The organism is Helicobacter sp. MIT 21-1697 (assembly GCF_026241255.1).
Lineage (GTDB): Bacteria > Campylobacterota > Campylobacteria > Campylobacterales > Helicobacteraceae > Helicobacter_C.
The window spans coordinates 171,037-184,739 of sequence record NZ_JAPHNC010000001.1 but is presented as its reverse complement, the minus strand read 5'-3'; the positions used below and the strand labels follow the sequence as shown (position 1 = coordinate 184,739).

Sequence of the window (13,703 nt, the reverse complement as noted above, 5' to 3'; positions counted from 1 at the left end):
TGTGTAGCGAGACTTAATGTATGTGCAATCTTTGATGTTCTATCTTGATACAACTATTTTCCTCATACATAATGCCACATTCACGCGCAATTGCTGCTGCTTGCTGACTTTGCAATCCAAGCTGCACCCATACACACATTCGCTTTTTATCAAATGAACTTATCCCATCAAGGGAGCAAATCTCACGCATTACATTCGGTAACGCTTCGCTCTTTCTAAAAATATTAATAATATCACATACTCGCCCTGTTTGTGCGAGATATGTAAAAGCTTCGGATAAAGAGTTAAAGGCTTTGCGCTTAAGAATTTCTCCACCACGAGGATAAATTGGCACTATTTCATAGCCATTATCTAAAAGATATTGCGCTACTTGATAACTTGCTTTGTTCTCATCAGGGCTTAGTCCCACTATGGCAATTATCTTAGCAGATTCTAAAAGAGTGCGTTTGTGTGTATCGCTTAAATACATCTCTTGTGTGTGATTTTCGTGCATACAATCTCCTTCAAATATGTTTAGAGCAAATATTATGGAATCTTAAGTAAATCTAACATAAGATTTCCACTTTAAATACAATAGGAGGGCAATATGCGAATACTTCTACTTTTTTCACATACATATTGGACAGATTCTAAAGTGAATAAAGCTCTTTTAGAATCTGCAAAAACACTAGAGAATGTAACAATACATAATTTAAGCACTGCCTACCCAAATGGCACAATCAATATTGAATCTGAAATTACACTTTTGCAAAAAGCTGATAAAATTATTTTCCAATTTCCATTATTTTGGTTTAGCACCCCTGCAATAATGAAAGAATGGCAAGATAGGATTCTCACGCATATTCTTTATGGTAAAAATCCCAAACTCCTTGCTCATAAGAAATTTGGTATTATCACAACTGCTGGAGGCGATGAAACAAGCTATGATGGGCATCACGGCTATAACTTAAATACTCTGCTCTCGCCTATTAATTACGCCTTTTCTTATTGTGGTTGCGAGGTGCAGGAAGCATATTGCATTTATAAAGCAAAAGTAGAAAATCTCCCTACACAAGAGTATCTTTTAAGACTACAAGCATAGCAAGTCTTTATTCTTTTATATGGGCAACACACGAATATGAGAATCTAATTTTTCTTGCAAGATAGATTCTATGGCATATAATGTGCCCGTAGCTCCGCTTGCACACCCACTACAAGCTCCAAGATAACGAATATACACATCAATGTATCCATCGCTTGTATCTTTAATATCTAAAATTTCCATATCGCCGCCGTCCATCATAAGCATTGGGCGGATATTCTCATCAATAATTTTATCAATGCTTTTAACCTTTTGCACCATTGTCATTTCTGCAAACCCAAGATTCCCCTCAACACTTTTTTGTGCAACATTTTTGAGATTTTCTTTATCCATTTGTTCTCGCACTTCACGCAAAATATCTACAAGATAATAATCTCTTTTTTCGTGCCCACCCGCTTTAATACAGCTTTTGCAAAACGCTCCAGCTTTGGTATAATTTGTAATTTCCTCTACGCTTTTTAAATCATTAAGTCTAATCACCTCTTTAATAGTAGAGAGGCTTACGCGCGCACACTCACACACAATAATCTCATCTTCAAAATCTTCTACATTTTTGCCAAGATACATACCAGCAGCTTTTTTAATCACATCATATGCCATAACAGAGCAGTGCATTTTTTGCCCGGGCACTGCAGGCGTATCAGGGTCATCACGCAAAGCGTGCTCCACATCAAGATTTGTAATTTTCACAGCCTCTTGCACTTTTTTGCCAAGACAGAGTTCCACCATCATATCAGAGCTTGCAATCGCTGTCCCACAGCCAAAGCTTTTAAATTTAGCATCAATGATTCTATCTTCAGAATCTACCAACCAATACAACCTCACCGCATCACCACAAGATTCAGCACCATAATCTGCTACGATAAGTTTTGCTCCTCTCTCATCAGCATCTTTTTGTGTCAAAACCCCTAAGTGTGTGGGGTTATCCATTCTTTCACTCACTTTATTTGAGTAAGCGTCCCAAAGTGCGCCTCCAATTAAATCATTCTTTGCCATTTTCTTTCCTTTAAGTTTGTTTGATATGTTTTACGCATTATATGAGCTAGAAATTGCCCTTAGCCTATCAACTGCCTTCTTAAATACCTCAATAGTATAATCAATCTCTTCTTGCGTAGTGAATCTACTCAATGAGATTCTAATAGCAGTGTGGGCGAGTTCTTTATCTGCACCAATAGCAACCATAACAGGATTTGCTTCCAAATCCTCACTTGCACAAGCACTTCCTGTGGAAGCAGCAATCCCAGCCTTATTCAAATCCCACAGCATAGCCTCTCCCTCAATTCCTCTCACACTAATAAGTGTCGTATTTGGCACACGATTCTCTCTTGTGCCCACCACAAACACATCAGGAATTGCTAAAAGAGCACTTTCTAATCTATCGCGCAGATTCTTGACTTGAGAAAGCTCAAAATCAAGATAATCATTGGCTAGTTTCATTGCTTCGCCCATTGCGATGATATATGGGACATTGAGCGTGCCACTGCGTCTGCCACGCATATGCTCACCGCCGTGAAAAAGAGGGGTAAGCTCAATACCCTTACGAATATACAAGCCACCAACACCCTTTGGTCCGTGGAATTTATGTGCGCTAAAGCTTAGAAAATCTACCTGTGCCCTTTGCACATCAACAGGAATCTTGCCAATAGCCTGCACTGCGTCAGTATGAAAAAGCACATTATTTTGCCGACAAAGTGCGCCTATCTCCTCAATGGGAAAAATAAGTCCTGTTTCATTATTTGCCCACATCACACTCACAAGCGCGGTATCATCTCTTAAAGCCTCTCTTACCTGCTGGGCAGTAATTGTGCCCTGCTGATTGATGGGCAGATAAGTAACCTCTACCCCAAGAGCTTCTAAAAAAGCACAAGTAGCACGCACTGCTGGGTGTTCAACCTCTGTGGTAATAATATGTCTCTTGCCCTTTTGCACAATCTCATCAAAATACACGCCCTTTATTACCCAATTATTAGATTCTGTCGCACAGCTTGTGATGATAATATCATCATTATCATCAGCATTGATACCCTTATAGAGTTTTTCAATCGCTTCTGATATGGCTGCGTGAGTTTGTGTGCCATATCTATGGAGGCTATTTGGATTCCCAAATTTCTCACAAAAATACGGCTCCATAAGCGGCAATATACTCGGGTCAAGCATTGTCGTTGCGTTGTTATCTAAATAGACTTGCTTCATCATCTACTCCTTCATTTGTGTTTGTATCATAAAACTTACATTCCAAAACAAAAAATCATAAAAAAGTAAATATTAATTTAACTTTACTAGTAAAAATTCGGATTTTATCATTTTATAGTTAATTGACATTACGATTTTCAAAAATTTGAGACAATCTGTATTTCATAATTTCATACATCTCCCATAACCTGCAAAAGCTCTTCAAAAGAGCGTTCAAAGCTCCATTGTTCATCAATTTCTTGTTTTAAAAATGCTTCCATAAGCGGACGCTTAGTGATAGCCTCATCAAGTTCGGAATCTGTGCCCCTTTGGTATGCACCAATGCGTATAAGCACTTCATTTTCCTTAAGAAGCGAATATAATCGCCGAAATTTACGAATAACTTGTAAATGTTCATGGCTAATAATATCATTAATCACGCGCGAAGCAGAATTAAGAATATTAATAGGCGGATAGATTCCCATATCAGTAAGGTCTCGATTAAGCACAATATGTCCATCAAGGATAGAGCGACTTTGGTCAGCAATAGGGTCGCTCAAATCATCTCCCTCAACAAGCACGGTGAAAAAAGCTGTAATAGAACCTACACCATCTTCTTTTCCTGCGCGCTCCATTAATTGGGGCAAAAGTGTAAGCACAGAGGGTGGGTAGCCTTTGCTTGTAGGTGGCTCACCAAGTGCTAAACCGATTTCTCTTTGTGCCATTGCAAAGCGTGTAACAGAATCCATAATAAAGAGCACATCATTACCAAGTGATTTAAAATATTCCGCGATTGCCATTGCGCTAAATGCACCATACTTACGCATAAGTGGTGAATCATCACTTGTAGCTACTACAAGAATAGTATTTGTTAAGTCATCATTAAGATTCTTATGTATAAACTCTGGGACTTCCCTCCCTCTCTCTCCGATAAGTGCAATAACCTTGATAGGTGCATTTGAACCACGCACTATCATACCCATAAGCGTAGATTTCCCCACACCCGAACCTGCAAAAATGCCCATTTTTTGCCCTTTTCCACAAGTAAGGATTCCATCAATAGATTTCACACCCACTTCAAAAACTTCATCTATTAACCCCCTTTTAAGTGCGCCTATAGGTGAGCGCATAAGTGGAGTAGTAGAAAGTGTATCTAATACACCTTTACCATCTATTGGTTCTCCAAGCGGATTAATCACACGCCCTAGCATATTCTCGCCTACAGGGATTTGTAAGCCGTGATTTAAAATCTCCACTTTATCACCGCATTTATGTCCCTCAATAAATGAAAAAGGACTAATAAAAAAATGTTCTCCCTCAATAGCCATTACCATACCTAAATTATGTGTCTGCGTATGAGTAGATTCATATAAAGTCGTTTGTGAATCCTCATCGGATTCGTTATTTTCTCTTAAATAAGGTTGCTTATGGTGAGAGAGAATTTTTACAATATCGCCTACTGAAGGCTTTACACCATTAGCCACCATCATATTTTGCATCACTTTGACAAGATGTCCATAACTTGGGGAAAGATTAATATTATTTTGAAGTTTTTGTTTGATTTGAGACAATGACATACACAAAACCTACTTTTAAGATTTTTTTGTTAGAATACCAAATTATACTTTTTTATTTTATTAAGGAACTAAGGAAAGCTATGAATTTCACAACAAAACGCATAAATAGTGCCAATGCCATTATCAATGGTAGTATTGCGCTCTCCAAAATTGAGGAAAAATTTGAAAAAGTCATCACAAAAATCGCTAAAAACATAAAAATTGATGGCTTTAGAAAAGGTAAAGTCCCAGCACAAGTGATTAAGACGCGTTACAAAGATCAAATAGAGCAAGATGCTCAACAAGAGGCAATTCAAGACTTGCTCACATCTGCGCTTAAAGAATTAGAGATTCAGCCCAACAGCCTTATTGGTAACCCTATGATTTCTCAATTTAATAAACTTAATGATAAAATAGAACTTGAAATTAAGCTTGGGATTGCGCCTACATTAAATCTTGATAATGTAGAAGACTATGTGCCTGAAGTCAAACTCAAAGCAATAAGCAATAATCTTATTGATGAGCGATTAGAAGAAATTGCAAAAAATCGCGCACCTCTTGGCGAAATCAAGCAAGAGAGAGCATTACAAAAAGATGATATAGCCCAGATTGATTTTGAGGGATTTGTTGATGGCAAAGCATTTGAGGGTGGAAAAGGAGAGAATTTTAATCTCACTATTGGTTCAAACCAATTTATTCCGGGCTTTGAAGATGCGCTCATCGGTATGAAAAAGGGTGAAAAACGCACAATTAAAGTTACTTTCCCCGAGCAATACCAAGCTAAACATTTAGCAGGAAAAGAAGCAAGTTTTGATGTAATGCTCCATAAGATTTTGCAAAAAGAGTTGCCACAAATTGATGATGAGTTTGCAAAAAGTATTGCAGGCGCAGAATCTAATCTACAATCTTTAAAAGATATGATAAAAGAACAGCTTGAAATGGAGCAAAAAACTGAAATCTACAACAAAGAGCTTAAAGAAAAATTAGTAGAAATATTGCTTAAAAATATTGCGTTTGATTTACCAGATTTAATTGTGGAGCAAGAAATGGATATTTTATTTAGAAATGCTCTTAGTCAGCTCAAGCCTGAAGAACTTGATAGAATTAAAAATAATCAAGATGAAGCTAAAAAACAACGTCAAACACATAAAGATGAGGCGTGTAAAAGTGTGCAAATCACTTTTATTATGGACGCTTTGGCAAAAAAATATAATATTGTCATTAATGACAATGAAGTGCTGCAAACGATTTATTACGAAGCTATGATGATGGGACAAGATCCAAAAGCAACACTAGAACATTATCAAAAAAACAATCTTGTTCCAGCTATCAAAATGACTATGCTTGAAGATAGAGTATTGCATTATTTACTTGATAAAAAATTTGAAGCAAGTAAGGCAAATACTAATGCTCAAAAGGATAACCAATGAGTAGCTATATCCCTTATGTCATTGAGCGCACAGGACGAGGTGAGAGAAGCTATGATATTTATTCACGACTTTTAAAAGACCGCATTATTTTGCTAAGTGGTGAAATTAACGACCATATAGCTTCCTCAATCGTGGCACAACTCCTTTTTTTAGAAGCTGAAGACCCTGAAAAAGATATTAATTTTTATATTAATTCCCCCGGTGGGGTTATTACAAGTGCTTTTAGTATTTATGATACGATGAATTATATCCATTCTGATATTAGCACCATCTGCATTGGACAAGCTGCATCAGCAGGAGCATTTTTATTAAGCTCTGGCACAAAGGGAAAACGTTTTTCTTTACCAAATTCACGCATTATGATTCATCAACCCCTTGGTGGCGCACAAGGACAAGCCACAGATATTGAAATACAAGCAAAAGAAATTTTACGATTAAAAAAGACACTGAATGAAATTATGGCTCACAACACAGGACAAAAGATTGGAAAAATTACTCAAGATACTGAAAGAGACTTTTTTATGAGCGGAGAAGAAGCTAAAAAATACGGATTGATTGATGAAATTTTGACAAAAAGTTTAAAATAATCAGCATTAAAATTATTAAGGAAAAGATATGAATTTAGATGAATTAGATTTAGATGTAAGCAATGATTTTTTTGGGAATCTTGATGATGTAGGCTTAGAAGGCGTTAAGAATAAAAAGCCAAAAAAACCAAATACCGCTAAACAAACAGATACGACTAAAAAACTAAACTCTATTTCTAAACAAGCAATGAAGGCTTTGGAAAAAGATGCAATTTTGCCCTTACCCGAAAATTTTGAAGCTTATTTTGAGAAAACTCTCTCACAAGAACAAGATGAAGGGGTGCGTGAAAGGATTAAAGCAATGGTAGAGAGTGCAAATCACGACTCAAGATTAATTGCCTTAGAAAAAACATTTAATGACAACTTTAGCACACTCAAATCTGTGCTTGAACATCTCCTCACACTCTGTAAATATATGTCGGCTATGGAAAATAATACCGAAAAACGATTAGCAGAAATCTCCACTATTACCAATCCTCTTGGCGCACAAAATGCTATCAAAGTGCTTATAAACGAAATCAGAGGATTCCATAAGCAGTTTGTGCTTCAAGCAGACAATATTTCGCGCTCTTATCGCGATATGTATGCTAAATCTTCTACTATTAAATCAAATGCAATATATGACACAATGCTGGGTATTTATAGTAAATCATTTTTTATCCATACGCTTGAACTTGAGTGTGAAAATGGCACAGAATTTCCACGAAATAGTGCATTGGTAGCTTTTGCTCCATCAAGGGAGCTTGGTGCGCAACTAAGTAATCAAAACAAACTTGTAACGACTTTTAAAAACATTGCGCGTATTGTCTCAAAAAATATTGGTGCAAAAGACCTCGTCTCCTATCTTGGAGGAGGACGTTTTGCTATGTTGCTTAAAAATGTTCAAGCCGATGGAGCAATCAAACTCTGTGAAGAAGTGATAAAAAAATGTAAGCAAACAAATATTTTTATCGGAGATTTGGAGCTTAATTTGAGTATTGTTATGGGGGGGATTGTTTTTGATATAAGCAAAACACCTGAATCTATGCTAGAAGAGGCTAAAAAAAATCTTGATGAAGCCCTAGTAGAGGATAAGCCTCTTAAATTTGGCAAAACAGGGGCGAGTAACTCTGCAAATAATGATGACTTTGAAATACCCGGAGATGACTTTGGCGATTTTGACGATTTTGAAATATCCTAATGCACTACTACGCAAAAAATCCACACCTGTGGAGATTTTTGACGATAAATTGCATAGCTTTCTTGATGATATGTATGAGACACTTGTAGAAAGCAAGGGTGTGGGTTTGGCTGCGATTCAAGTAGGAAGAGCGGAGCGGATTCTCATTATTAATATTCCGCGTGAAGAGGATAAACAACAATATAAAGAGGATTTACTTGAAATCATTAATCCCACTTTTTTAACACAAGAAGAAAACATAGAATGGGAAGAGGGCTGCTTATCTGTACCTGATTTTTATGAAAGTATCAAACGATTTGATAAAGTCTCAATCGCTTATAAAGACCGCTATGGCAATGATAAGATTCTCAAAGCTCAAGGATTTCTTGCAGTAGCGATTCAACACGAGATAGATCATCTCAATGGTGTTTTGTTTGTTGATAAACTCCCTATTTTAAAACGTAAAAAATTTGAAAAAGAACTCAAAAAACTTAAAAAAGAATCTCAAGCTTAAGGGTTGGCAATGGTAAATACAATCCTAAGTGCAACAAGCTTTGGCACAGCAGCAAAAATAGTTGAAGTGGAAGCGACTTTTACCAGAGGATTGCCACATTTTAGCATTACAGGTTTAGCTCACAGCTCTATTCAAGAATCCAAACAACGTGTGCAATCTGCACTTGCCAATAATGGCATTACTTTGCCTCCAATGAAAATTAATATCAATCTCTCTCCATCTGACTTGCCTAAAAGCGGTGGGCATTTTGATTTACCCATTGCACTTGCATTACAAAAACAAACAGAGAATCTTGTGCAGTGGTTTGCCTTTGGTGAGCTTGGACTTGATGGGAGCATAAAATATCTTGATTCTATATATCCGCTTTTGCTTGATATTGCCCTGCTCCACCCTAATGCAAAGGTTATTGTGCCTCTGTGTGCCAAAGAATTGCTTAGCCCAATCCCCAACCTCACATTTTATTTTGCTTCACATTTACAAGAAGCCATTGAGACACTCAATAATCCACAATTACACACAACTGCACAACCTCAAACATTTCAAAGCACACTTGGATTCAAACATTTTGAGTATGAAGGAAAAACATATTTCTATCAAGATGATTTTAGCTATGATTTTAAACAAGTATGCGGACAAGACATTGCTAAACGAGCCGCACTCATTGCAGCAGCAGGCTTCCATAATTTTATTATGGAGGGTTCGCCCGGCTGTGGTAAAAGTATGATTGCCAAACGACTCTTATATATTTTGCCCCCTAGCTCTATGCAGGAGATGATAGAAAATGTCAAAGCTCAAGCACTCAATAAACAAAGTACTCATTATACGCCTTTGCGTCCATTTCGCAATCCTCACCAAAGTGCGAGCAAATCAAGTATCCTTGGTTCGGCTACGCAGTTTGAAGTCAAGCCCGGTGAAGTTGCTTTGGCGCATAATGGTATTTTATTTTTTGATGAATTGCCGCATTTTAAAAAAGATATTTTAGAATCTTTGCGTGAGCCACTTGAAAACAATAAACTTGCTATCTCTCGCGTGCATTCTAAGCTTGAATACGATACAAATTTTATGTTTGTAGGTGCGCTTAATCCTTGTCCTTGTGGGAATCTTTTGAGCAAAAATAAAGAGTGTCGCTGCCAAGAAAGAGAGATTAATCTCTATCGCTCAAGGCTTTCTGAACCTTTCCTTGATAGAATTGATTTATTTGTCCAAATGAGCGAACAAGAGGAGCGGCAAACGCAAACAGGACTAGATTCTCTGAGTATGCAAAAAATGGTTTTTGATGCCTTTAAAATGCAAAAAAAGCGAGGACAAAAAACCTTTAATGGCAAACTTGATGAAAAAGACATTGAACAATTTTGTGTGCTTAATGAGGATTCCCAAAGTTTGCTCCAACAAGCGAGTGTGCGTTTTTCTCTCTCTTATCGCGCACAAAATAAACTCAAAAAGGTAGCGCGCACCATTGCGGACTTAGCCCAAGAGGAACATATAGCTAAGGCTCATTTACTTGAAGCCCTAAGCTATCGGCGTATTTAAAGAAACAGCACAAAGGAGAATCTATGCTTGAACACAAAACAATGCACAATATACACAAACGACTTAAAAAAATCATTGGACAGCTTAATGGCATTGATAAAATGATAAGCGATAATGCTCCCTGCCCTGATGTGCTTATCCAACTTAATGCCGCCAAAAGTGCGTTGCATAAAGTCGGGCAAATCGTGCTTGAGGGGCATATCAATCATTGTGTGCGCGATAGTATCCATAATGAAACAGATGATATTGACAAAACGCTCAATGAACTTGCTACTGCCATAGAGCATTTCTCTCGTATGAGCTAGAATCTTGGTATCATTCACACCTAAGAAGCAAAAAAGTGCCGTAATTCTTGCTGTATCTCTGGTATCGCTTGTGTAGTTGGCTTATAAAAAATCTTATCAAATACAGATTCTGCAATGCTAGGACAAGGTTGCAAATTATTGAGAATCGTATAACCAATTTTTGTGCTATTCCCTCTAAGAGCGATAATGCTACTAATATCTACCACATTACCGCTTGTGCCAATGACTAACACGCAATCCCTACTTCCAAGCTGTGCAAAAATATCGTGCATCATCATATATTTAGGTGCGCGTTCATAAAAAAATACAATAAAAGGCTTGAGCTTTGTATAATCGCAATTTGGGCAATTATGCGGCTCAAAATGCGTATAACCTATATCAAAAATATGCTCACATTTAGGGCATATAATTTTGCATAGCTCCCCGTGAAGATGTATTACATTGCTCACTCCAGCGCGCTCTAACAAATCATCAACATTTTGTGTGATGTGAATCACCTCTATATCTTGCTTTACTTTAAGACTATGAGGAAGCGTAGCTAAAAACTTGTGCATAGCATTAGGTTGGACTTTGCCTAGTTCTTCACGCCGCAAATTATAGAATCTATGCACGAGAGCAAAATTTTCTAGCCAATTTTCATAATTACACACTTTCATAGGGTCATACTGCGCCCATAATCCGCCATTGTCTCTAAATGTTTCTAGTCCGGATTCTGCGCTTAATCCTGCTCCACTAAATACTACAAGTTTTGGCATTCTTATCCCCTTAAAAGCATTCATCTAAAATGTATTATAACTCATCGGGTGGAAAATGTATGAAACGAAGTGTTCTAGGAGATAGTCAATCTCCTAGATTCCTTGGTTTAAGTTTAAGTCCTTATATTTCAATAAAGGAGGCTCAAATGAACAAGAGTTCATCAGGGTTCATAAAAGAACCGCCGTTATTATACTCTTATCTCCGATGAAAGTCAAGCATTACTAACTTTTTAAAAGCTCCATCGTCCCTCAATAAATGCACTGCGCCCCTGCCCGATTAAGAATCCATATCCTGCGATGCTATCACTAGAATCCCCATTATAATAGCTATAATAGAAAGTATCAAACACATTTCGCACGCCACCGCTTAAAGATAAATCCCCAAATTTCCCACTTAAGCCTATATCTGTCAAGCTATAAGCCTTCATACTCTCACCGCTTATATCTTTTTGATTCCCATAGAATGTATTTTGACTCCACACATTCCAATGCTTACCTAGTGCGAGATTAATCCCAAAAGTGCCTTTGTAGTTGCTCACATAGGGGATTCTATCTTTCACGCTCACACCATTATTTTTGAGAATCCGCGCATCAATATAAGTAAAGCTCTCGCTCAAAGATAATCTCCCGCCAAAGAAATACTGCTGCGAAAACAGCTCTACCCCAATTCTTTGTGTTTTATCATAATTTCCATACCACACGCCACTTGCACTATGGGCATTACCAATGGTATAAAACTCATTATGTGTCAAGGTATAAAATCCACTCGCGCTTATCATTGCTACTTCACCAAAAAAATCCTTAAAGCCCACTTCAAAAGTATCATAGCTCTCTTGTTTCAAATTGGTATTGGTATATTGTGATACACGATTTATGCTCACTCTTTGAAGCATAGAGTTTGGAGATGGCGAGAAAAATCCTCGCTCATATTTGGCATATATATTACCAGAATCTGAATAGTGATAATTTGGACTCATCTCTAGGGCAAAATTATGTAGCGAATCTTTAAGAGAGCCTTTGGTAGAAGAACTTGTATTAATTTGTTGTTGCCCCATATTTACATTTATTCTTTGTATATTCTCTACATTGACATCATAGAGGGCATTTTCATAACGCGCTCCACCTGTGAGAGAAAATCTCTGTGTAAAATCATATTTTTCTAAAGCATAAAGAGCATTACTCCATTTTGTCCCTACAAATGGGATACTCATCGGGTGGAAATAACTTGCATTGCTTATGCTTTGTCCCTGCATATTTCCACTTCCCCCTGTGGCGTTAATAACTTGTTCCATTGTGCGCTTACCACGACTATAAAGAGATTCTAAGCCTAGAACAAAGCGTCCATTGCTGTGCCTTAAGTCATATTTGGCGCTCAACCCTACCTTTTGGTCATCAAACAAAGAGCCACTTTGGTCAGCAGAAGTGCGGGTAAAAGTAATCATATTGTTATAACGATAATTCGTAAGATTCGTAATAGAATCCACATATTTAATTCTATTAAGATGATAAAAGGCTTTAATATCAAATGTCGCATTTTCACTTACTTGAGACTTATAACCTACACTCACATCAAGTCGTTGTTGTGTATTGTGAAAATCCCCATTTCCTGCTCTTTTCCTATCATTTTTTGTAGGATTTGATATATCCATAAAGGAGTTATTAGGTGTGGTATCAATCAACCCATAAAAATAATCTATATCAAAGCTAAGAGATGAACGCCCCCCCCCCGAAAAGTCTTTGATAACACCCATATTTACTTGAGCTCCGCTTGTTTTATCCCCAACTCTAGGACCTCCACGATTGATATATGCCGCCCCGAGTGAGAGATAAGTGTCCTCACCTATTTTTGTGCCAAACTTCGCATCAGCATTATAATTATTACCTGTGGAAGCAAGGATATTGCTATAACTTAGCCCCGCAGAGAAAAATGGCTGCTCATATCGCCTTTGTGTGATGATATTGACTACCCCGCCTCGTGTGCCATTCCCATACATCACAGCTCCGCCACCGGGCAAAATCTCAATAGATTCTATACTGCTAGGGGAGAGCGTATTCAGTGGCGTTACGCCGTGAGAACTATCAAGCATATTTGCGTACACGCCATTTATCAGCACTTGCACCGAAGTATTGGCACGATTGCCCTGCCCTCTCAAATCAAGATTCCCTCCTAAGCCAACATTTGCCAACCCAACAAAAGGCGTGTAGCGGAAAATATCCTCTGTTGAACGATAGCCTTTGTCCAAAATACTCTCCTTATCAATCTCATACACATTACGATTAAGCTCATCAAGTTTTGTGCTCATCATAGAAGCACGCACGATTGATTTATCTAGCCTGACTTGGCTTTGCACACTTTCAGAGTTTTTTGCCTCATCTCCCAAAGATGCTTGAAATACAGCACACAAGAGTGCATAAGAACAATATTTTTTCATTACCTCTCCTTTTTGACATCTACAATTTATGGGCGAAAATATATAATAAAAGATATAAAATCAATCTTAAGAATTGTTATTAATTATAGAAAGAAAACAATCAGAGAATCTAAAAATCTAAAATAAAAAATCTAAATATTGCTTTATTAATTCATTATAGGTAGTAAATGTAGGATTACACA

Annotated in this window: 13 protein-coding genes; 7 read left to right on the top strand and 6 right to left on the bottom strand. The window is 37.4% G+C overall.

All coding sequences use genetic code 11. The annotated features are described in order from the left end of the window. Positions 1-13 precede the first annotated feature (13 nt). Positions 14-493 (bottom strand): CoA-binding protein, encoded by a 480-nt coding sequence (locus tag OQH61_RS00930; protein ID WP_266025356.1) that lies wholly within the window; start codon positions 491-493, stop codon positions 14-16. A gap of 93 nt (positions 494-586) precedes the next feature. On the opposite strand from OQH61_RS00930, the gene OQH61_RS00925 reads away from it, so the two are divergent. Continuing rightward, on the top strand, positions 587-1,081 hold the full coding sequence (locus OQH61_RS00925; protein ID WP_266025354.1) for an NAD(P)H-dependent oxidoreductase: 495 nt from the start codon (positions 587-589) through the stop codon (positions 1,079-1,081). A 15-nt stretch (positions 1,082-1,096) separates the two neighbouring features. Here OQH61_RS00925 and OQH61_RS00920 read toward each other — a convergent pair whose 3' ends face one another. The 3 genes from OQH61_RS00920 to fliI all read right to left on the bottom strand — a co-directional run bounded on the left by OQH61_RS00920 (position 1,097) and on the right by fliI (position 4,830). Beyond that, entirely contained in the window at positions 1,097-2,077 is a 981-nt protein-coding gene (locus tag OQH61_RS00920) for an iron-sulfur cluster assembly scaffold protein (RefSeq protein WP_266025352.1), read from the bottom strand. A 30-nt stretch (positions 2,078-2,107) separates the two neighbouring features. Further along, a complete protein-coding gene (locus OQH61_RS00915; protein ID WP_266025351.1) occupies positions 2,108-3,274 on the bottom strand; it encodes a NifS family cysteine desulfurase in 1,167 nt (388 codons plus the stop codon). A gap of 170 nt (positions 3,275-3,444) precedes the next feature. Beyond that, a complete protein-coding gene (gene fliI / locus OQH61_RS00910) occupies positions 3,445-4,830 on the bottom strand; it encodes a flagellar protein export ATPase FliI (protein ID WP_266025350.1) in 1,386 nt (461 codons plus the stop codon). Between the two features lie 80 nt (positions 4,831-4,910). Between fliI and tig the strand changes: the two genes are divergently transcribed. From tig to OQH61_RS00880, 6 genes are read left to right on the top strand one after another with little or no spacing between them, the layout of a single operon-like run. Beyond that, complete coding sequence (gene tig / locus OQH61_RS00905) at positions 4,911-6,239, top strand: trigger factor (RefSeq protein WP_266025349.1); 1,329 nt, start codon at positions 4,911-4,913, stop codon at positions 6,237-6,239. Next, on the top strand, positions 6,236-6,826 hold the full coding sequence (clpP, locus tag OQH61_RS00900) for an ATP-dependent Clp endopeptidase proteolytic subunit ClpP (protein ID WP_266025348.1): 591 nt from the start codon (positions 6,236-6,238) through the stop codon (positions 6,824-6,826). The genes tig and clpP overlap by 4 nt, the downstream gene beginning before the upstream one ends. A gap of 28 nt (positions 6,827-6,854) precedes the next feature. Further along, entirely contained in the window at positions 6,855-8,006 is a 1,152-nt protein-coding gene (locus OQH61_RS00895) for a GGDEF domain-containing protein (protein ID WP_266025347.1), read from the top strand. After that, positions 7,975-8,499, top strand: a complete 525-nt coding sequence (gene def / locus OQH61_RS00890; RefSeq protein ID WP_416232487.1) for a peptide deformylase — start codon at positions 7,975-7,977, stop codon at positions 8,497-8,499. Before OQH61_RS00895 ends, def begins: the two co-directional genes overlap by 32 nt. A 9-nt stretch (positions 8,500-8,508) precedes the next feature. Further along, the gene (locus tag OQH61_RS00885; RefSeq protein ID WP_266025346.1) at positions 8,509-10,029 is read left to right on the top strand and encodes a YifB family Mg chelatase-like AAA ATPase; all 1,521 of its coding nucleotides are present in this window, start codon (positions 8,509-8,511) and stop codon (positions 10,027-10,029) included. A 23-nt stretch (positions 10,030-10,052) separates the two neighbouring features. Further along, positions 10,053-10,334 (top strand): metal-sensing transcriptional repressor, encoded by a 282-nt coding sequence (locus OQH61_RS00880; protein WP_266025345.1) that lies wholly within the window; start codon positions 10,053-10,055, stop codon positions 10,332-10,334. A 20-nt stretch (positions 10,335-10,354) separates the two neighbouring features. On the opposite strand, the gene OQH61_RS00875 is transcribed toward OQH61_RS00880, so the two are convergent. Beyond that, positions 10,355-11,089 carry an SIR2 family NAD-dependent protein deacylase gene (locus OQH61_RS00875; protein WP_266025344.1) on the bottom strand — a complete coding sequence of 245 codons (735 nt, stop codon included), beginning with the start codon at positions 11,087-11,089 and terminating at the stop codon, positions 10,355-10,357. A 230-nt stretch (positions 11,090-11,319) separates the two neighbouring features. Beyond that, the gene (locus OQH61_RS00870; RefSeq protein ID WP_266025343.1) at positions 11,320-13,521 is read right to left on the bottom strand and encodes a TonB-dependent receptor; all 2,202 of its coding nucleotides are present in this window, start codon (positions 13,519-13,521) and stop codon (positions 11,320-11,322) included. Between the last annotated feature and the right edge of the window lie 182 nt (positions 13,522-13,703).

Bases quoted from the DNA above. Each gene is read 5' to 3' on its own strand.
- OQH61_RS00930 (WP_266025356.1), bottom strand. From the start codon at position 493: ATGCACGAAAATCACACACAAGAGATGTATTTAAGCGATACACACAAA.
- fliI (WP_266025350.1), bottom strand. From the start codon at position 4,830: ATGTCATTGTCTCAAATCAAACAAAAACTTCAAAATAATATTAATCTT.
- OQH61_RS00885 (WP_266025346.1), top strand. From the start codon at position 8,509: ATGGTAAATACAATCCTAAGTGCAACAAGCTTTGGCACAGCAGCAAAA.
- clpP (WP_266025348.1), top strand. From the start codon at position 6,236: ATGAGTAGCTATATCCCTTATGTCATTGAGCGCACAGGACGAGGTGAG.
- tig (WP_266025349.1), top strand. From the start codon at position 4,911: ATGAATTTCACAACAAAACGCATAAATAGTGCCAATGCCATTATCAAT.
- OQH61_RS00875 (WP_266025344.1), bottom strand. From the start codon at position 11,089: ATGCCAAAACTTGTAGTATTTAGTGGAGCAGGATTAAGCGCAGAATCC.
- OQH61_RS00920 (WP_266025352.1), bottom strand. From the start codon at position 2,077: ATGGCAAAGAATGATTTAATTGGAGGCGCACTTTGGGACGCTTACTCA.
- OQH61_RS00895 (WP_266025347.1), top strand. From the start codon at position 6,855: ATGAATTTAGATGAATTAGATTTAGATGTAAGCAATGATTTTTTTGGG.
- OQH61_RS00925 (WP_266025354.1), top strand. From the start codon at position 587: ATGCGAATACTTCTACTTTTTTCACATACATATTGGACAGATTCTAAA.
- OQH61_RS00870 (WP_266025343.1), bottom strand. From the start codon at position 13,521: ATGAAAAAATATTGTTCTTATGCACTCTTGTGTGCTGTATTTCAAGCA.
- OQH61_RS00880 (WP_266025345.1), top strand. From the start codon at position 10,053: ATGCTTGAACACAAAACAATGCACAATATACACAAACGACTTAAAAAA.
- OQH61_RS00915 (WP_266025351.1), bottom strand. From the start codon at position 3,274: ATGAAGCAAGTCTATTTAGATAACAACGCAACGACAATGCTTGACCCG.